The organism is Variovorax sp. CF079, assembly GCF_900101545.1.
Taxonomy (GTDB): Bacteria; Pseudomonadota; Gammaproteobacteria; order Burkholderiales; family Burkholderiaceae_C; genus Variovorax.
In genome coordinates, this window is the sequence record NZ_FMZU01000002.1 from 367,805 (window position 1) to 384,531 (window position 16,727).

Consider the following 16,727-nt stretch of genomic DNA (forward strand, 5'->3'; position numbering starts at 1 on the left):
TGACGCGCGAAGTCGGCCCCGGGGCAGGCTCTTCGTCGATCGTGCACGCAGGTTCTTTTCATATGCCTTGAAACAGCAGTCGGGATACAACGCCCCGCCCTTGGTTATAGGCTACGCGCGACGTGAAAGCATCAGTAGTAGGCCGGTTGCTCGCAAGGCCGCGAGGAAAACCGCCTGCCGCTACTCGACCTTGCCGATCTTCCGGACGGCCTCGGTCATCATGGCGGCATCGGCGTTCCAGTACGACTGGAACTCCGGAGCGTCGAGGTAGGCGATGGGACTGCCCGCCTTCTCGATGACCTGCGCTACCGCCGGGTCCGCGGCGGCCTTGGCCGAGGCCGCGCGCAGCCGCCGCACGATGTCGTCCGGCGTGGCGGCGGGAACGAAAAGTCCCGACCACTGCGCGAACTTCACCTTGAACCCCGACTGCTCGAAGCTCGGTATCTCGGGCAGCGCAGCCAACGGGCGCTCGCCCCAGTGCGCGAGTGCGCGCAGCTTGCCGGCCTTGATCTGCTGGACCACGGTCGACGGCCCGCTCGCGACCGCATCGACCTGCCCCGCGAGCAGCGCGACCACGGCGGGCCCCGCGCCGGTGTAGGGGATGTGGGTCATGCGAAAGCCGGCCGCATTCTTCAGCATCTCCATCGGCACGTGCATCGTGCCGTAGTTGCCCGAGCTGCCATAGTTGTAAGCGCCGGGCTTGGTGCGCGCGTCGGCGATGAACTCCGCCAGCGTCTTCCACGGCGCGTCCGCGCGCACGACCAGGACCGTCGGATCGGCGGTGAAGCGCGCGATCGGCTTGAACTGGCTCGTCTGGTAGGCAGGCTTGCGCTCGAGGATGGCGTCGGCCTCCGGCAGGATGGAGATCGAGGACAGGCTCAGCAGCACGGTGTAGCCGTCGGCTGGTGCGCGGGCCGCGAAGCCGATCCCTACCGCGCCGCCTGCGCCGGCCTTGTTCTCGACGATCACGGATTGTTTCAGTTCGCGCGACAAGGCCTCGGCCACGGGCCGTGCCACCGTGTCCGCAACGCCGCCCGGCGGAAAAGGCACGACCATCGTGATCGGCTTGTCGGGCCAGCCTGGCTGCGCGATCGCCGCCATGGCCGTGGCGCAGCAGGCGGCCGCGAGGAACGCGGCGCGCAGCAGCGCGTGTGGGTATGCATGCATGAGCTTGTCTCCATTTGTTGTAATGGGTACGTCCGCTTTCAGGCGAAGCGGTTTTCCAGCGTGCCGAGCCCGTCGATCTCGATGCGTACCGTGTCGCCTGCCTTCAGGTACTGCGGCGGCGACAGTCCCATGCCGACGCCGGCCGGCGTGCCGGTGGCGATCACGTCGCCGGGATACAGGGAGATGCCGCGCGAACAAGTCTCGATCAGCGACGGAATGTCGAAGATGAAGTCGGTGGTCCGCGCATCCTGGCGGAGCTCGCCGTTGACCCAGCAGCGCACGCGGGTGCGCGTGCCGTCCAGCGTGTCGGCGCTCACGATCCAGGGCCCCATGGGGCAGAAGGTGTCGAAAGACTTGCCCAGGTCCCATTGCTGGTGGCGCATCTGCACGTCGCGCGCGGTGACATCGTTGACGATGGTGTAACCGAACACGTGCGACAGCGCCTCGTCGCGCGCGATGTTGCGGCCGCCCTTGCCGATGACCACGGCCAGCTCGGCTTCGTAATCGATCTGCGCCGACACCGACTCGCCCGGCAGCCGGACCTCGTCCTCTGGCCCGATCACGCATTCCGGCACCTTGGTGAACACGATCGGCCAGGCATCGGCCTTGGCCGTGTTGTTCCTGAAGACCGAGCCCGACAGCTCCTGGGCGTGCGCGTGGTAGTTGCGTCCCACGCAGAAGATGTTGCGGCGCGGCAGAGGCAGGGGGGCTTGGAGCCTTACTTTGCTCAGGGCAAGCGGCGCACCCGCAGGAGGCAAGGCCGCGCCGGAGGCTCGGTCTTCGATCAGGGACAGTGCGCCGCGTTGCACTTGGGCGTCGCTGAGTTCGAGCGGACTGACAGTCGCTCCGTCTTCCGAGACCAGGCCGACCTGGCGCCGGCCTTGATACTGATAGGTGGCAATGCGCAAAATGATCTCCTTATGGAGACCAAATGCTACCAATCGAGTACCAAGTGCACAATAGTGTCGCGCGCGCCGCGGTTGATACGATCGGCGCACTCCTCCATTTCATCCACCCAGCTTCGCGACCGTGTACAGCGCCCTGACCCTGCGGGAAGCCATTCTCGAAAACCTGAAATCGCGCACCTGGCGAGCCGGCCATCGCCTGCCGACCGAGCGCGAACTGTGCGGGCAGTTCGGGCTCAGCCGCGGGGCGGTGCGCCGCGTGCTGGCGGACCTGAAGGGGCGGGGCTTGATCACCCAGACGGTGGGCAGCGGGACCTATGTCAGCGAAGCGGTTGCGCAGGCGCTCGCGGAGCTCAGCCATGGCGAGTCGCCGCTCGCGACCAGTCCTGCCGAACTGATGAGCGCGCGCCTGGTGCTCGAGCCCGCGATCATCGCGATGGTGGTCGGCAATGCCACGACCGCCGATTTCGCCCGGATGGAAGAGTGCTGCGACAGGGGCGAGGCGGCCGCGAGCCTCGAGGAATTCGAGCTATGGGACGGCAGGTTGCACGAGGCCATCGCCGGCGCCGCCCACAACGCCTTCATCTCGGCCGTGTTCCAGCGCATGAACGAGGTGCGCGCGCAAAGCGAGTGGGGGATGCTCAAGCGCCGCAGCGCGACGCCGGAGCGTCGGCTCGACTACCAGCGCGAGCATCGCGAGCTGGTCGCCGCGCTCAAGGACCGCGATGGCGCGCGCGCCGTGCAGCTTTGCCTGGAGCACCTGACGCACGTGCGTCGCAACCTGCTGGGGTACTGAGGGCCCGGACAAACCCGGCCTCGCATTGACCCGCTCGCCGCCGGCCGCTATTCTGGTTTTCAATTGGCACTGTTTGGTACCAATTCGTACCAATCATTGGAGAAGGCCGTGAAAAGACTTGCCACAGGCTGGCTGTTCAAGAAGACGGTCTGGAAGTACGTCGCCGCGGCACTGCTCCTCGTGATCGCGCCGTGGACAGCGGCCCAGGATTACCCCTCGCGCGCCGTGCGCATCGTCGTTCCCTTCGCTGCCGGCGGGCCCGCCGACGTTTACGCGCGCTTCATCGCCACGCGGCTCCAGGAAGCGCTCGGCCAGGGTTTCGTGGTGGACAACCGGCCCGGTGCGGGCTCGGTGATCGGCACCGATGCCGTGGCCAAGAGCCCGGCGGACGGCTACACGCTGCTGTTGATGTCCAACGCGCACACGGTCAACGAGTCGCTGATCCCGAACAAGCCCTTTCAGCTGATGCGCGACTTCCTGCCGGTTGCGGCGCTCAACTATTCCGACCTCGTGCTCGTCACCCGCAGCGGCTTGCCGGTGAACGATCTGGCCCAGCTGATCGCGCTGGCGAAGTCGAAGCCCGGTGCCTTGTCCTATGCGTCGTCGGGGCCCGGGACGCCGTATCACATGGCCGGCGAACTCTTCAAGGCGATGGCCGGTGTGTCGATCCTGCACATTCCCTACCGCGGTAGCGCCGGCGCGCGCACCGATGTGCTGGGCGGCCAGGTCGACATGATGTTCGACGCCGTGCCGACGATGGTGGAGCATGCGCGCGCCGGCAAGGTGAAGGCGATCGCCACCACGGGGTTGACGCGCTCCGCCGTGACGCCCGAAGTACCGACCGTCGCCGAGGCCGGCGTACCGCGGTACGAGGCGACCATCTGGCTCGGCCTGATGGCACCCCGGGGCACGCCTGCAGCCGTCGTCGATCGGCTGAATGCCGAGCTCGTGAAGATCGTGTCCAACCCCGAGGTCGTGCGCGCGTGGAAGGCGCAGGGTGCGACGCCGATGGCCATGAACCCGGCGGAGTTCACCCGCTACATGAACGAAGATATCGAGAAATGGGCCCGCATCGTGAAGATCTCCGGCGCCAAGGCCGACCAATGAACCTTCTTTGCGCGGGCGCCGCGCAGGGCCTGGTCAAGGCCTTGCAGGATGCGTTTTTCGAGGCCACGGGCGAAAAGGTGGAAGGCCGTTTCGGCGCCGTCGGTGCGATGAAGGAGGCGCTGCTGGCGGGCGAGCCCTGCGACGTGCTGCTCGTCACCGCGTCGATGGTCGTGGCACTGCAGGCCGATGGCCGGCTGGTGCCGGGCAGCGAAGCGGCGCTGGGGCGCGTGCGCACCGGCGTCGCCGCGCGAAGCGGCGAGCCGCTGCCCGCCATCGCGACGCCCGAGGCGCTGAAGGCCAGCCTGCTCGCGGCCACCGCCATCTATTTCCCCGACGCCGAGCGCTCGACCGCGGGCGTCCATTTCGCCTCGGTGCTGGCCAGGCTGGGGATCGCGGACATCGTGTCACCGCGCCTTCGCACCTTCCCGAACGGCGCGACGGCGATGCGCGCACTGGCTGCGGCGCCGGAGCCGGGCGCCATCGGCTGCACGCAGATCACGGAGATCAACTACACGCCCGGGATCGCGCTGGTGGGCGCCTTGCCCGAAGCCTTCGAACTCGCGACCGTCTACACCGCGGCGGCGAGCGTCAACGCCGTTGAGCCCGAGTCGGCCCGGCGCTTCATCGAATGGATCGCGGGGCCCCGCTCGCGCGCGCTGCGGGAGCAGGGCGGCTTCGAACCTTAGGCTCGAGCCGTCAGCTGAAGAACTCCTTGGCCTTGTCGAACCAGCCCTTGTCGGTTGGGCTGTGCTTGTCGCCGCCCTTCTTGAGCGATTCGTCGAGTTCTTTCAGCAACTTGCGCTGGTGCTCGGTGAGCTTGACCGGTGTCTCCACGCGGATGTGGCAGTAGAGGTCGCCCGGGTAGCTGGAGCGCACGCCCTTGACACCCTTGCCGCGCAGGCGGAACTGCTTGCCGCTCTGCGTGCCGTCGGGGATGTCGATGGCGGCCGCGCCCTTGAGCGTGGGCACGTTGATCTCGCCGCCGAGCGCGGCGGTGGTGATGCTGACCGGCACGACGCAGTGCAGGTCGTCGCCGTCGCGCTCGAACAGTTCGTGCTTCTTGAGCCGGATCTCAATATAGAGGTCGCCGGGCGGCCCGCCGTTGGTGCCGGGCTCGCCGTTGCCGGTGCTGCGGATGCGCATGCCGTCGTCGATACCGGCCGGGATCTTGACCTCGAGCGTCTTGTTGTTCTTGATCTTTCCCTGGCCATGGCAGGTGGTGCAGGGCTCGGGAATGATCTTGCCGGTGCCGTGGCAGGTCGGGCAGGTCTGCTGCACGCTGAAGAAACCCTGGCGCATCTGCACCGCGCCCTGGCCGTGGCAGGTGGTGCAGGTGATGGGCTTGGTGCCGGGCTTGGCGCCCGTGCCCTTGCAGGTGCCGCAGTCGTCCCAGCTCGGGATGCGGATCTGCGCTTCCTTGCCTTCGGCCGCTTCCTCGAGCGTGACTTCCATCGCGTAGCTCAGGTCGCTGCCGCGGAACACCTGGCGCCCGCCCTGGCGGCCGCCGCGGCCGCCGAACACGTCGCCGAAGATGTCGCCGAAGGCTTCCGCGAAGCCGCCAAAGCCTTCCGCGCCCGGCCCGCCGCGCATGTTGGGGTCGACGCCCGCATGGCCGTACTGGTCGTAGGCGGCGCGCTTCTGCGCGTCCGACAGCATCTCGTAGGCTTCCTTGACCTCCTTGAACTTGGCCTCGGCTTCCTTGCCGGTGTCGCCATGGTTGCGGTCGGGATGGTGCTTCATCGCGAGCTTGCGATAAGCCTTCTTGATTTCTTCCTCGCTGGCGTTCTTCGGGACGCCGAGGGTTTCGTAGTAGTCGCGTTTGGTGGCCATGGTCGGTGGGCTTGGGGGGCGAAAACGGAAAAAGGCCGGACCGCCTTGTCAGGAGATCCAGCCTTGCATCAGGGTCGAAAAATCAACCCTTCTTGACTTCCTTGACCTCGGCGTCGACCACGTTGTCGTCGGCCGGAGCGCTTGCAGCTTCCGGGCCAGCGCCCGCCGCGCCGCCCGCGGCCCCGGCGGCCGCCTGGGCGTCGGCGTACATTTTCTCGCCGAGCTTCTGGCTGGCCGTCATCAGCGTGTTGGTCTTTTCCTCGATCGCTGCCTTGTCGTCGCCCTTCAGGACTTCTTCCAGCTCCTTGATGGCGGTCTCGATCTTTTCCTTCTCGCCGGCATCCAGGCTCGCGCCGTGTTCGCCGAGCGACTTCTTCACGCTGTGCGCCATCGCTTCGCCCTGGTTGCGGGCCTGGGCGAGCTCGACCTTCTTCTTGTCCTCGGCCGCGTTGAGCTCGGCGTCCTTCACCATCTTCTGGATCTCGTCCTCGGAGAGGCCCGAGTTCGCCTTGATGGTGATCTTGTTTTCCTTGCCGGTGCCCTTGTCCTTGGCGCCGACGTGCAGGATGCCGTTGGCATCGATGTCGAAGCTCACCTCGATCTGCGGCGTGCCGCGCGCGGCCGGCGGAATGCCTTCGAGGTTGAATTCGCCGAGCAGCTTGTTGCCCGAGGCGATCTCGCGTTCGCCCTGGAACACCTTGATCGTCACGGCCGGCTGGTTGTCTTCCGCGGTCGAGAAGGTCTGCGCGAACTTGGTCGGGATCGTGGTGTTCTTCGTGATCATCTTGGTCATCACGCCGCCCATGGTCTCGATGCCGAGCGACAGCGGGGTCACGTCGAGCAAGAGCACGTCCTTGCGGTCGCCCGAGAGCACCTGGCCCTGGATCGCGGCGCCGACGGCCACGGCCTCGTCGGGGTTCACGTCCTTGCGCGGCTCCTTGCCGAAGAATTCCTTCACCTTCTCCTGCACCTTGGGCATGCGGGTCATGCCGCCGACCAGGATCACGTCGCTGATGTCGTTCACGCTGACGCCGGCATCCTTGATGGCGGTGCGGCAGGGCGCGATGGTGCGCTCGATCAGCTCTTCGACCAGCGATTCGAACTTGGCGCGCGTGAGCTTGATGTTCAGATGCTTCGGGCCCGAGGCATCGGCCGTGATGTAGGGCAGGTTGATGTCAGTCTGCGCGCTGTTCGAGAGTTCGATCTTGGCCTTCTCGGCCGCTTCCTTCAGGCGCTGCAGCGCGAGCACGTCCTTGCTGAGGTCGACGCCCTGGTCCTTCTTGAACTCGCCGATGATGTAGTCGATCACGCGCTGGTCGAAGTCCTCGCCGCCGAGGAAGGTGTCGCCGTTGGTCGACAGCACTTCGAACTGCTTCTCGCCGTCGACATCGGCGATCTCGATGATCGAGATGTCGAAGGTGCCGCCGCCCAGGTCGTACACGGCGATCTTGCGGTCGGCCTTGTCCTGCTTGTCGAGGCCGAAGGCGAGGGCCGCCGCGGTCGGCTCGTTGATGATGCGCTTCACGTCCAGCCCGGCGATGCGGCCGGCATCCTTGGTGGCCTGGCGCTGGCTGTCGTTGAAGTAGGCGGGGACGGTGATCACGGCCTCGGTGACGGGCTCGCCGAGGTAGTCTTCGGCGGTCTTCTTCATCTTGCGCAGGATTTCCGCGCTGATCTGCTGGGGAGCGAGCTTCTTGCCGCGCACTTCGACCCAGGCATCGCCGTTGTCGGCCTTGGTGATCGTGTAGGGCATCAGGTCGATGTCCTTCTGCACTTCCTTTTCCTCGAACTTGCGGCCGATCAGGCGCTTGACGGCGTAGATCGTGTTCTTGGGGTTGGTGACGGCCTGGCGCTTGGCCGAGGCGCCGACCAGCACTTCGCCGTCTTCCTGGTACGCAACGATCGACGGCGTGGTGCGCGCGCCTTCCGAGTTCTCGATCACACGGGTCGTGTTGCCTTCCATGATCGACACGCACGAGTTGGTGGTGCCGAGGTCGATGCCGATGATTTTGGCCATGATGTTGTTGCTCCTGAACGCGAAAAATATGTTGTTGTGAACTTGTGGATAACCCGGCTCGATTCAAGGGACGGAGCGGGGATTTCCTGTGGGTTTCGTGTGATTCAGTTAGGGGCGCTGACGGTCACCAGCGCAGGTCGCAGCACGCGGTCGGCGATGGTGTAGCCCTTCTGCAGAACGCCCACGATGGTGTTGGGCTCCTGCCCCTCGACCGGCACGACCGAGATCGCCTGATGCTGGTGCGGATCGAACTTGCTGGCCTGGGCCGGCGCGATCTCGATCACCTTGTTGCGTTCCAGCGCGCTCTTGAGCTGGCGCAGCGTGGCTTCGGCGCCTTCGCGGACCTGCTCGGGCGTGGCGTCCTTGTGGTTCAGGCCGGCTTCGAGGCTGTCCAGCACCGGCAGCAGGCTTTCGGCGAAGGACTCGATGGCGAACTTGCGGCCCTTGCTCACCTCCTCGTCGGCGCGGCGGCGCGCGTTCTGCACGTCGGCCTGCGCGCGCAGGTACTGGTCGGCCAGTTCGGCGTTCTTGGCCCGAAGCTCGGCGATCTCGGCCGTGGCGGCTGCCAGCGCGTCGGCCTCGTTGGCGGCTTGCGCGGCTTCCAGCTCTTCGGGGCTGGGCTCGCCCTGCAGGAAGTTCTCTGGATTCGATTGGGGGTTTTGCGGGTCTGACATGCTCAAAAAGCCGGCGTCCACGCCGGAAAACAAAACAATAGCGGGCCAGATGGGGCTGGGTGCGGGGTTTTCAAGGCAAAAAAATGCGCCCATCCAGGCGCATTTCGCTCGGGGCGGCGGTGCCGCCCGTTCAGTGGGCGTCGAGCAGCTCGACGTCGAACTTCAAGGTTGCATTCGGGGGAATCACGCCGCCGGCGCCGCGTGCGCCGTAGCCGAGGGCGGGCGGGATGATCAGGGTGCGCTGGCCGCCGATCTTCATGCCGGCGACGCCTTCGTCCCAGCCCTTGATGACCTGGCCGGCGCCCAGCGAGAAGGCGAAAGGGTCGTTGCGGTCGCGGCTGGAATCGAACTTGGCGCCCTGCACGCCGTCGTTGTAGAGCCAGCCGGTGTAGTGCACATGCACGTGCTGGCCGGCCTTGGCTTCGGCGCCGTCGCCGACGGTGGTGTCTTCGTACTGCAGGCCGGAGGGAGTGATGGGCATGAGATGCTCCTTTGGGGGATGAAGGAAAAAGGCCCGCAGTTTAACGAGGCGCCGGATTCGGCCCGAGTGCGGGTGCAGCAGGCACGGCAGGCGCCGCCTTCTTGACCTGGTTCACCTGCCACTTCACGGCAAAGGCCTGGAGGTCGGACAGGCGCTTGAGCAAGTCCTGCCCGCTCAACGTGAGGCTGTAGCCCTCGCTGCCGTGGTTCACGATGCCGGCTTCGCGCAGCTCCTTGATGCGGGTGTTGAGGGTGTTGGGCGTGATGTTGCCGACGCTGTCCTGCAGCAGGCGGAAGGTCTGGGCATGGCCGTCACGCAGTGCCCAGAGCACGCGCAGTGCATAGCGGGCTTCCAGCAGCGCAAGCAATTGGTTGACGGCCGCGTTTTCCTTGCTACTCATCGAACAACATCTCCTCGGGGCGGCGGCTGCTGCACGGCGCTGTGGCGCCGCGCGTTTTTTATGTTGGGTGCTGGACCACTCGGATCGGGCCGGCGACTATATCCCAGAAGGCAGCTTGCTACAAGTTTTATAGCTATGCAATGAAGCCGGCTGCGGGTTGCAGCGGCAGCGCCTTCAGGAGGTCGAATGGTTGGCCATGAATTCGCCGAGCCGGATCGCGCCTGCCGGCGCCCATGCCGGGTTGAAGACGAGCGGCGGCGGCGGGAACAGCATCACGACCGTGGATCCGAGCAGGAAGCGGCCCATCTCTTCGCCCTTCTTGAGCACGATCTGGCGGTCAGCGTAGTCCCATTCGCGCACCTCGCCGCCGCGCGGCGGGTTGACCACGCCATGCCACACGGTCGCCATGCTGCCGACGATGGTGGCGCCGACCAGCACCAGCACGAAGGGGCCGCGCGCCGACTCGAAGATGCACACCACGCGCTCGTTGCGCGCGAAGAGGCCGGGCACGCCGCGCGCCGTGGCCGGGTTGACCGAGAACAGCTCGCCCGGCACATAGACCATGCGCAGCAGGCGCCCGTCGCAGGGCATGTGGATGCGGTGGTAGTCCTTCGGGCTCAGATAGAGCGTGGCGAAACTGCCGTGCTCGAACTGCGCCGCCAGCGCCGCATCGCCGCCGACCAGCGCGGTGATGGTGTAGCTGTGGCCCTTGGCCTGGAAGATCTGGTCGCCCTCGATGGGGCCGAACTGGCTGATCGCGCCGTCGACCGGCGACACCAGGTCGGCTTGCGCGATCGGGCGCGCGCCGGGCTTCAGGGCCCGGGTGAAGAACTCGTTGAAGCTCGGGTAGCTCGCGATGTCGCTGTCCAGCGCCTCGCCCATGTCGACGCCGTACTTGGCGACGAAGCGGCGGATGATCCAGGTCGTGACCGCACCGCGCTCCTTGCCCGCGACCCAGCCGGCAAACGAAGTCAGCGCCTGTTTGGGAAAGAGGTACTGCGGCAGGACGAAGAGGCGGTCGGACAAGAAGGCGCTTCCAAAAAGGGGAAGGCGATTCTATCGAGCGCCCCGCCTGTCGCCAGTGGGACGGCGGCTACTCCGCCTTGATCGCCGCCGCCTTGATCACTTGCGCCCATTTTTCGACCTCGGCCTTCTGGAAGGCGGCGATCTGCGCGGTCGTCATGTCGGCCGGTTCCATGCCGAAGCCCTTGAGCTTGTCCTGCATCTCGGGCTGGGCGAGGATCTTGCGGATCTCGGTGTGCAGGCGATCGACCACCGGCGCCGGAGTCCCGGCCGGCACGAAGATGGCCTGCCAGGAGAGCACCTCGAAGTCCTTCAGACCCGGCAGGCCCGACTCCGCCACCGTCGGCACGTCCGGCATCGAGGCCAGCCGCTTGGCCGAGCTGACCGCGATCGCGCGCAGCTTGCCGCTCTGGATGTGCGGGCCGGCCACCACGGTGGTGTCGAACATCATGTCGACCTGGCCGCCGATCACGTCCTGGATCGCAGGGCCGCTGCCCTTGTAGGGCACGTGCGTGAACTTGACGCCCGACCTGTACGACAGCAGCTCCAGCGTCAGATGCTGCGAGGTGCCGGTGCCGGCCGAAGCGGACGAGAGCCCGCCCGACTTGGTCTTGCTGGCCTCCAGCACATCCTTCAGCGTCTTGTAGGGGCTCGCCTGGTTGACCACCAGCACCACCGGGTTGGTGCCGATCAGCGTGACCGGCGCAAAGGACTTCTGCGGGTCGTAGCCGATCTTGGGGTAGAGGCTCACGTTGATCGCGTGCGAGCTGATGGTGCCGCCCAGCATCGTGTAGCCGTCGGGCGCGGCGCGCGACGCGATCTCCGAACCCACGCTGCCGCCGGCACCGCCCTTGTTGTCGATCACGATGCTGGTGCCCAGCGCGGGCCCGAGCTTCTGGCCGATCAGGCGGCCGAGCACGTCGGTGGTGCCGCCGGCCGGGAAGGGCACGAGGTAGGTGATGGCCTTGCCGGTCGGCCATTGGCCTTGAGCGAAAGCGGGCAGGGCGGGCAGGCCCGCGGCGAGCGAGGCGATGGCGGTCTGGATGAGGGTGCGGCGTTGCATGACAGTGTCTCCTTGGCGTTCAGGTACAAAAAACTCAGCGCGAGCTCACGGCAGCTCGACGATCTCGACCCAGTTCGGGTTCTTGCCCAGCGGCAGTCGCTGGGGCGTGCCGAGGGCACCGCTCGCAGCGTCGATCGGGTGCACCGAGGCGCTGTGGGACTCCTGGCCGACGGCGATCAGGAAACGGCTGCTCGGATCGATGGCGAAGCCGCGCGGCGTCTTCTCGGTCGGTGTCTGGCCCAGCGCTTGCAGCCGGCCGGTCGAGGCGTCGACCTTGAAGCCCGACAGCGTGCTGGACGTGCGCTCCGATGCGTAGAGATAGCGGCCGTCGGGCGTGAGATGAAGATCGGCGGCCCAGGGCTTGCCGGTGAAGCCCGCGGGCAGCACGGTGGCGCTCTGCTGGAGTTGCAGCGTGCCGCGGGCGGCGTCCCAGGCATACACATGCAGGCCGGCGTCGAGCTCGTTCAGCAGGTACACGTTGCGCTGCGCCTTGTCCCAGACGAAGTGGCGCGGTCCCGACTTCGCCGCGCCGGTCGTCAGCGGCGGGTCGTTGGGCGACAAGACCCCGGTCTGGGCGTCGAAGCGCCAGCTCGAGACGTTGTCGCCGCCCAGGCTGGTCGCCAGCACGAAGCGATTGCCGGCATCGGCGTGAATCGCGTGTGCGTTGGGTGCCGTGGGAAGCAACTGCTGGATCGGGCCGACGTTGCCCGCCTTGTCGATGCTGTTGACCGTGATCTTGTGCCCCGGGTAGGAAGCCGCGAACAGCCAGCGCCCCGTGGCGTCGGTGTCGATGTTGGCCATGCTGTCGGCCAGCGGCGCCTCGCCCAGCTTCTTCAGCTTGCCGCTGGTGCCATCGATCGCGAAACTCGCGACGCGAAAGGGCTGCGAGCGAAGTGCGGCGTACAGGAAGCGCTTGTCGGGGCTCACGGCCATTGGCATCACCATGCCGCCGACGTTCACCGACTCCACAGGCTTCAGCGTGCCCTGGCCGCGGTCGAGCTCGAGAACGGAGATCTCCTGGCTGTCCGCATTGGACACGTAGACCCAGGTGGCGGCCGAAACGTTGCCGCCGATCGCGGCGAGTCCGGGCACGAGCAGCAGCGCGAGGCGGCGCAGCGCGCGAGAAGTGATGGCTGGATGCATATTTTTCTTCCTTAGGGGTTCAGCCGGTTCAAGGCATGTACTGGCCGCCGTTGACTTCGAGAATCTGGCCCGTCACGTAGCTCGAAAGCTGCTCCGAGGCGAGGTAGAGAAAGGCGCCCACGCAGTCGTCGGGCTCGCCGATGCGGGCCATCGGGATCGTGGCCTTGAAGGACTCGAGCATCTGGGGCGTCGAGAACTGGTCGTGGAAGGGCGTCTGGATCACGCCCGGCGCCACCGCGTTGACGCGGATGCGGTCGAGTGCAAGCTCCTTGGCCAGGCCGCGGGTCGCCGTGCTGACGAAGCCCTTGGCGCCGGCATACAGGTAGGCGCCGGGCCCGCCGCCGTGGCGCGCCGCGACCGACGAGACATTGATGATGCTGCCGCCGCGGCCCTGCGCGCGCATCAGCGGCACCACTTCGCGGCAGAAGGCGAGCACCGAGCGCGCGTTGATGTGCAGCACCTCGTCGAAGAGCGCGTCGTCGAAGTCGGCGATCGGCACGCGCTTGACCAGGCTGCCGGCGTTGTTGACAAGGACGTCGATGCCGCCAAGTCGTGCGACGGTTTCGCGCACCACGCGCCGGATCGCTTCGGTGTCGCGTACGTCGCCCTGCAACGCGAAGGCTTCGCCGCCGGCGGCGGTGATCGCGTCCACCACCTCCTTCGCGGGGCCGGCCGAGCGGTTGTAGTGGACGGCCACGCGCATGCCGCGCGCCGCGTAGGCCCGTGCGACGGCGGCACCGATGCCGGTGCTGGCGCCCGTGACGAGGGCGGTCTTGCCTTTCAGATCTTCCATGCGATTCTCCTTTTCAGGTGACGGGCGCCGGGTTGAACAGCACCAGCGCGTTGTGCAGCTTCCAGTGCTCGGCCCAGGTCTTCTTGCGGCCACTGGCCACGTCGAGCATCAGCCGGAACAGCTCCCAGCCCACGTCTTCGATCGTGGCTTCGCCGTCGGCAATGCGGCCGGCGTTGACGTCCATCAGGTCGTGCCAGCGGCGCGCGAGATCGCTGCGCGTGGCGACCTTGATCACCGGCACCTCGGCCAGCCCGTAGGGCGTGCCGCGGCCGGTGGTGAACACGTGCAGGTTGATGCCGGCCGCGAGCTGCAGCGTGCCGCAAATGAAGTCGCTGGCCGGCGTGGCGGCATAGAGCAGGCCCTTCTGCCGCGCCTTCTCGCCCGGCGCGACGACGCCCGAGATCGGCGAGCTGCCCGACTTCACGATCGAGCCCATCGCCTTCTCGACGATGTTGGAGAGCCCGCCCTTCTTGTTGCCGGGCGTGGTGTTGGCGCTGCGGTCGACGCGGCCCTTGTCGAGGTAGGCGTCGTACCAGGCCATCTCGCGGATCATCGCCTCGGCCACCTCGGGCGTGGTCGCGCGGGAGGTGAGCTGGTCGATGCCGTCGCGCACCTCGGTCACCTCCGAGAACATCACGGTCGCGCCGGCGCGCACCAGCAGGTCGGTGCAGAAGCCGACCGCCGGGTTGGCGGTGACGCCCGAGAAGGCATCGCTGCCGCCGCACTGCACGCCGACCACCAGCTCGCTGGCGGGCACGGTTTCGCGCCGGCGGGCGTTGAGGCGCTCGAGATGCTCCTCGGCCTGGCGCAGGATCGAATCGACCATCGACATGAAGCCGATGTGCGCCTCGTCCTGCAGGCACACCACGTCCAGCCCGGTCTCCGCGCTGGCGCCGACGTCGGCCACGTTGCGTTCGTCGATCAAGGGAATCGTGCCGGGCGGCATCAGGCGCTCGGGCTGCAGCTTCTCGCAGCCCAGGCTCACCACCATCACCTCGCCGCCGAAGTTGGGGTTGAGGCTGATGTTGCGCAGCGTGCGGATCGGAATGATCGCGTCGGGCGCATCGATCGCAACGCCGCAGCCATAGCCGTGCTCCAGCGCCACCACGTCGTCGACGTTCGGAAACTTCGGCAGCAGCTCGGCCTTGATGCGCTGCACGGCGAACTCGGTCACGCCGGCCACGCACTGCACGGTCTGGGTGATGGCCAGGATGTTTCGGGATCCGACCGAGCCGTCGGGATTGCGGTAGCCCTCGAAGGTGTAGCCCTCGAGCGGCGCCTGCGGCGGCGGCTTGACGGTGGCGATCGGCAGGCCTTCGAGCTCCCGTGCGGCGGGCATCTTCAAGAGCCGCTCGTGCACCCAGCTGCCGGCGGCGATGGGCTTCAGCGCATAGCCGATCACGACGTCGTAGCGCCGCACCTCGCCGCCTTCGGGAATGTCGACCAGCGCCACCTTGTGCGCCTGCGGCACCTTCTCGACCAGCGCCAGGCCCGAGGGGAACACGGTGCCGGCAGGCAGCCCGCCGTCGTTGGCCACGATCGCGACGTTGTCGCGCTCGTGCATGGTGATGTAGAGAGGTTCGCTCATTTGGGTGCGGAGAAGAGCTCGGGCAGCCACAGGGAGAAGGCCGGCACGTAGGTCACGAGCATCAGGCACACCAGCAGCGCCCCGTAGAAGGGCCAGATCGATCGCATCACCTGCCCGACCGACACCCCTCCGATGGCGCAGCCGATGAACTGCGTGGTGCCGACCGGCGGCGTGTTCAGGCCGAGCGCGCAGTTGATCAGCATGACGATGCCGAACTGCACCGGGCTCATGCCGAACTGCATCGCGATCGGCAGGAAGATCGGCGTGCAGATCAGGATCGTGGCGGCCATGTCGAGGAAGGTGCCCAGCACGAACAGCAGCACGTTGATCATCAGGAAGATGACCCACGGGCTGCTCGAGACCGAGGTCATCAGTTCGCCGGTTTTCTGCGGCACCTCGTACAGCGCCATGAAGTAGCCGAAGGCCGAGGAGATGCCGATCAGCAGCAGCACCACGCCGGTGGTCTTGCAGGCCTTGGCGCAGGCCTTCAGAAAATCCTGCCAACTGAGCGACCGGTACACCAGCACCGTGACGCCCAGCGCCCACAGCACGGCGGTGGCTGCCGACTCGGTGGCGGTGAACACCCCCGACAGGATGCCGACGAGGATGATCGCGACGATCAGGAGCCCGGGCAGCGCGCCGATGAAGGCCGCCAGCACCTCGCCCCAGCCGGGGAAAGCGCCGCGGATCGGGTAGCCGCGCTTGACCGCCACGTAATACGCCGCCCCCAGATTGCACAGCGTCAGGATCAGCGCCGGAATCATCCCCGCCAGGATCAGGCTCAGCACGCTGACCGAGGCGATGCCGGTGGTGGCCAGTGTGAAGATGATGAGGTTGTGCGAGGTCGGCATCAGCGCGCCGACCAGCGCCGCGTGCGTGGTGACGTTGACCGCGTAGTCCGCGTCGTAGCCCTCGCGCTTCATCAGCGGGATCATCACCGAGCCCATGGCCGACACGTCGGCCACCGGCGAGCCCGCCACGCCGCCGAACAGCGTGCAGCCGATCACGTTGCTCATGCCGAGCCCGCCGCGCACATGGCCGATCAGGCTGTTGGCAAAGCGCACGATGCGTTGCGCGATGCCGCCGTAGAGCATCAGCTCGCCGGCGAACACGAAGAAGGGGATGGCCAGGAACGAGAAGATCTGCATCCCGCCGACCATCTTCTGGAACACCACCGCCACCGGCAGACCGGCGTAGAGCACGGTGGCGACCGAGGCGAGGCCGATCGAGAACGCGACCGGCACGCCGAGGACCAGCAGCGCGAGAAAACTAAGAGAGAGAACAGTCAATTCCACGCCGGCACCACTTCCTCGTCACGCAGCAGTGCCACGATGTGTTCAACCGAAAACAGAACGATCAACATGCCCGCGATCACGAGCGCCAGGTAGTCCATGCCCACCGGAATGCCCAGCATGGGCTTGATGTCGCTCCACTTGAGCCGGGTCCAGAGCCAGCCGCTGGAAACCATGATGGCGCCGAACAGCGCCACCAGCGCGTGGATCAGGATCTCGATCTTGAGGCGCAGCGACTCCGGCAACAGGGCGACCAGCGAATCCAGGCCGATGTGGCCGGCATCGCGCACGCCGACCGCCACGCCCAGCGCGGTGACGTACAGCACCAGCTGCAGCGCGAGGCCCTCGGCCCAGACCGGCGTGTCGTTGAAGAGGTAGCGCCCGACCACCTGGTACTGCACGCACACGATGATGGCGATCAGCAGCACCACCGCCAGCATCAGGCTGG

17 protein-coding genes are annotated in these 16,727 nt (G+C 66.9%); 3 read left to right on the forward strand and 14 right to left on the reverse strand.

Annotated features, from left to right (window positions below; all coding sequences use genetic code 11):
- Nucleotides 1-180 precede the first annotated feature (180 nt).
- Together BLS74_RS04265 and BLS74_RS04270 are read right to left on the reverse strand one after the other, a co-directional pair.
- Nucleotides 181-1,167 carry a tripartite tricarboxylate transporter substrate binding protein gene (locus BLS74_RS04265; RefSeq protein WP_093103191.1) on the reverse strand — a complete coding sequence of 329 codons (987 nt, stop codon included), beginning with the start codon at nt 1,165-1,167 and terminating at the stop codon, nt 181-183.
- 38 nt (nt 1,168-1,205) lie between these two features.
- Nucleotides 1,206-2,075, reverse strand: coding sequence for a fumarylacetoacetate hydrolase family protein (locus BLS74_RS04270; RefSeq protein WP_093103192.1), 870 nt, complete (start codon nt 2,073-2,075; stop codon nt 1,206-1,208).
- A 121-nt stretch (nt 2,076-2,196) separates the two neighbouring features.
- Here BLS74_RS04270 and BLS74_RS04275 point away from each other — a divergent pair, with 121 nt between their 5' ends.
- The 3 genes from BLS74_RS04275 (at nt 2,197) to BLS74_RS04285 (ending at nt 4,661) form a co-directional block, all read left to right on the forward strand.
- The gene (locus BLS74_RS04275; RefSeq protein WP_093103194.1) at nt 2,197-2,868 is read left to right on the forward strand and encodes a FadR/GntR family transcriptional regulator; all 672 of its coding nucleotides are present in this window, start codon (nt 2,197-2,199) and stop codon (nt 2,866-2,868) included.
- A 108-nt stretch (nt 2,869-2,976) separates the two neighbouring features.
- The gene (locus BLS74_RS04280; protein ID WP_244503744.1) at nt 2,977-3,975 is read left to right on the forward strand and encodes a tripartite tricarboxylate transporter substrate binding protein; all 999 of its coding nucleotides are present in this window, start codon (nt 2,977-2,979) and stop codon (nt 3,973-3,975) included.
- A complete protein-coding gene (locus BLS74_RS04285; RefSeq protein ID WP_093103195.1) occupies nt 3,972-4,661 on the forward strand; it encodes a molybdate ABC transporter substrate-binding protein in 690 nt (229 codons plus the stop codon). Before BLS74_RS04280 ends, BLS74_RS04285 begins: the two co-directional genes overlap by 4 nt.
- A gap of 10 nt (nt 4,662-4,671) precedes the next feature.
- Here BLS74_RS04285 and dnaJ read toward each other — a convergent pair whose 3' ends face one another.
- The 12 genes from dnaJ to BLS74_RS04345 all read right to left on the reverse strand — a co-directional run bounded on the left by dnaJ (nt 4,672) and on the right by BLS74_RS04345 (nt 16,719).
- Nucleotides 4,672-5,805 carry a molecular chaperone DnaJ gene (gene dnaJ, locus BLS74_RS04290; protein ID WP_093103197.1) on the reverse strand — a complete coding sequence of 378 codons (1,134 nt, stop codon included), beginning with the start codon at nt 5,803-5,805 and terminating at the stop codon, nt 4,672-4,674.
- A gap of 82 nt (nt 5,806-5,887) precedes the next feature.
- Complete coding sequence (gene dnaK, locus BLS74_RS04295; protein ID WP_093103199.1) at nt 5,888-7,822, reverse strand: molecular chaperone DnaK; 1,935 nt, start codon at nt 7,820-7,822, stop codon at nt 5,888-5,890.
- 104 nt (nt 7,823-7,926) lie between these two features.
- Nucleotides 7,927-8,496, reverse strand: a complete 570-nt coding sequence (grpE, locus tag BLS74_RS04300) for a nucleotide exchange factor GrpE (protein WP_093103200.1) — start codon at nt 8,494-8,496, stop codon at nt 7,927-7,929.
- Nucleotides 8,497-8,626: 130 nt separating this feature from the next.
- On the reverse strand, nt 8,627-8,977 hold the full coding sequence (locus BLS74_RS04305) for an FKBP-type peptidyl-prolyl cis-trans isomerase (RefSeq protein WP_093103202.1): 351 nt from the start codon (nt 8,975-8,977) through the stop codon (nt 8,627-8,629).
- A 40-nt stretch (nt 8,978-9,017) separates the two neighbouring features.
- On the reverse strand, nt 9,018-9,377 hold the full coding sequence (locus BLS74_RS04310; protein ID WP_093103203.1) for a winged helix-turn-helix transcriptional regulator: 360 nt from the start codon (nt 9,375-9,377) through the stop codon (nt 9,018-9,020).
- A gap of 174 nt (nt 9,378-9,551) precedes the next feature.
- Nucleotides 9,552-10,403 (reverse strand): archaetidylserine decarboxylase, encoded by an 852-nt coding sequence (gene asd, locus BLS74_RS04315; protein ID WP_093103205.1) that lies wholly within the window; start codon nt 10,401-10,403, stop codon nt 9,552-9,554.
- Nucleotides 10,404-10,470: 67 nt separating this feature from the next.
- On the reverse strand, nt 10,471-11,463 hold the full coding sequence (locus BLS74_RS04320) for a Bug family tripartite tricarboxylate transporter substrate binding protein (RefSeq protein WP_093103206.1): 993 nt from the start codon (nt 11,461-11,463) through the stop codon (nt 10,471-10,473).
- Nucleotides 11,464-11,508: 45 nt separating this feature from the next.
- Entirely contained in the window at nt 11,509-12,606 is a 1,098-nt protein-coding gene (locus tag BLS74_RS04325; protein WP_093103208.1) for a lactonase family protein, read from the reverse strand.
- 28 nt (nt 12,607-12,634) lie between these two features.
- Nucleotides 12,635-13,399 (reverse strand): SDR family NAD(P)-dependent oxidoreductase, encoded by a 765-nt coding sequence (locus tag BLS74_RS04330; protein WP_093103209.1) that lies wholly within the window; start codon nt 13,397-13,399, stop codon nt 12,635-12,637.
- A 13-nt stretch (nt 13,400-13,412) separates the two neighbouring features.
- The gene (gene garD, locus BLS74_RS04335) at nt 13,413-14,987 is read right to left on the reverse strand and encodes a galactarate dehydratase (protein WP_093103211.1); all 1,575 of its coding nucleotides are present in this window, start codon (nt 14,985-14,987) and stop codon (nt 13,413-13,415) included.
- Nucleotides 14,984-16,282: a TRAP transporter large permease gene (locus BLS74_RS04340; RefSeq protein WP_093103212.1), complete on the reverse strand. Its 1,299-nt coding sequence runs from the start codon at nt 16,280-16,282 to the stop codon at nt 14,984-14,986. Before BLS74_RS04340 ends, garD begins: the two co-directional genes overlap by 4 nt.
- Nucleotides 16,273-16,719: a TRAP transporter small permease gene (locus BLS74_RS04345; protein ID WP_093103284.1), complete on the reverse strand. Its 447-nt coding sequence runs from the start codon at nt 16,717-16,719 to the stop codon at nt 16,273-16,275. Before BLS74_RS04345 ends, BLS74_RS04340 begins: the two co-directional genes overlap by 10 nt.
- Between the last annotated feature and the right edge of the window lie 8 nt (nt 16,720-16,727).

Coding starts and splice junctions, on each gene's coding strand:
- BLS74_RS04345 (WP_093103284.1), bottom strand. CDS start 16,719: ATGCTGGCGGTGGTGCTGCTGATCGCCATCATCGTGTGCGTGCAGTAC.
- BLS74_RS04285 (WP_093103195.1), top strand. CDS start 3,972: ATGAACCTTCTTTGCGCGGGCGCCGCGCAGGGCCTGGTCAAGGCCTTG.
- grpE (WP_093103200.1), bottom strand. CDS start 8,496: ATGTCAGACCCGCAAAACCCCCAATCGAATCCAGAGAACTTCCTGCAG.
- BLS74_RS04305 (WP_093103202.1), bottom strand. CDS start 8,977: ATGCCCATCACTCCCTCCGGCCTGCAGTACGAAGACACCACCGTCGGC.
- garD (WP_093103211.1), bottom strand. CDS start 14,987: ATGAGCGAACCTCTCTACATCACCATGCACGAGCGCGACAACGTCGCG.
- BLS74_RS04320 (WP_093103206.1), bottom strand. CDS start 11,463: ATGCAACGCCGCACCCTCATCCAGACCGCCATCGCCTCGCTCGCCGCG.
- dnaJ (WP_093103197.1), bottom strand. CDS start 5,805: ATGGCCACCAAACGCGACTACTACGAAACCCTCGGCGTCCCGAAGAAC.
- BLS74_RS04325 (WP_093103208.1), bottom strand. CDS start 12,606: ATGCATCCAGCCATCACTTCTCGCGCGCTGCGCCGCCTCGCGCTGCTG.
- dnaK (WP_093103199.1), bottom strand. CDS start 7,822: ATGGCCAAAATCATCGGCATCGACCTCGGCACCACCAACTCGTGCGTG.
- BLS74_RS04310 (WP_093103203.1), bottom strand. CDS start 9,377: ATGAGTAGCAAGGAAAACGCGGCCGTCAACCAATTGCTTGCGCTGCTG.
- BLS74_RS04330 (WP_093103209.1), bottom strand. CDS start 13,399: ATGGAAGATCTGAAAGGCAAGACCGCCCTCGTCACGGGCGCCAGCACC.
- BLS74_RS04265 (WP_093103191.1), bottom strand. CDS start 1,167: ATGCATGCATACCCACACGCGCTGCTGCGCGCCGCGTTCCTCGCGGCC.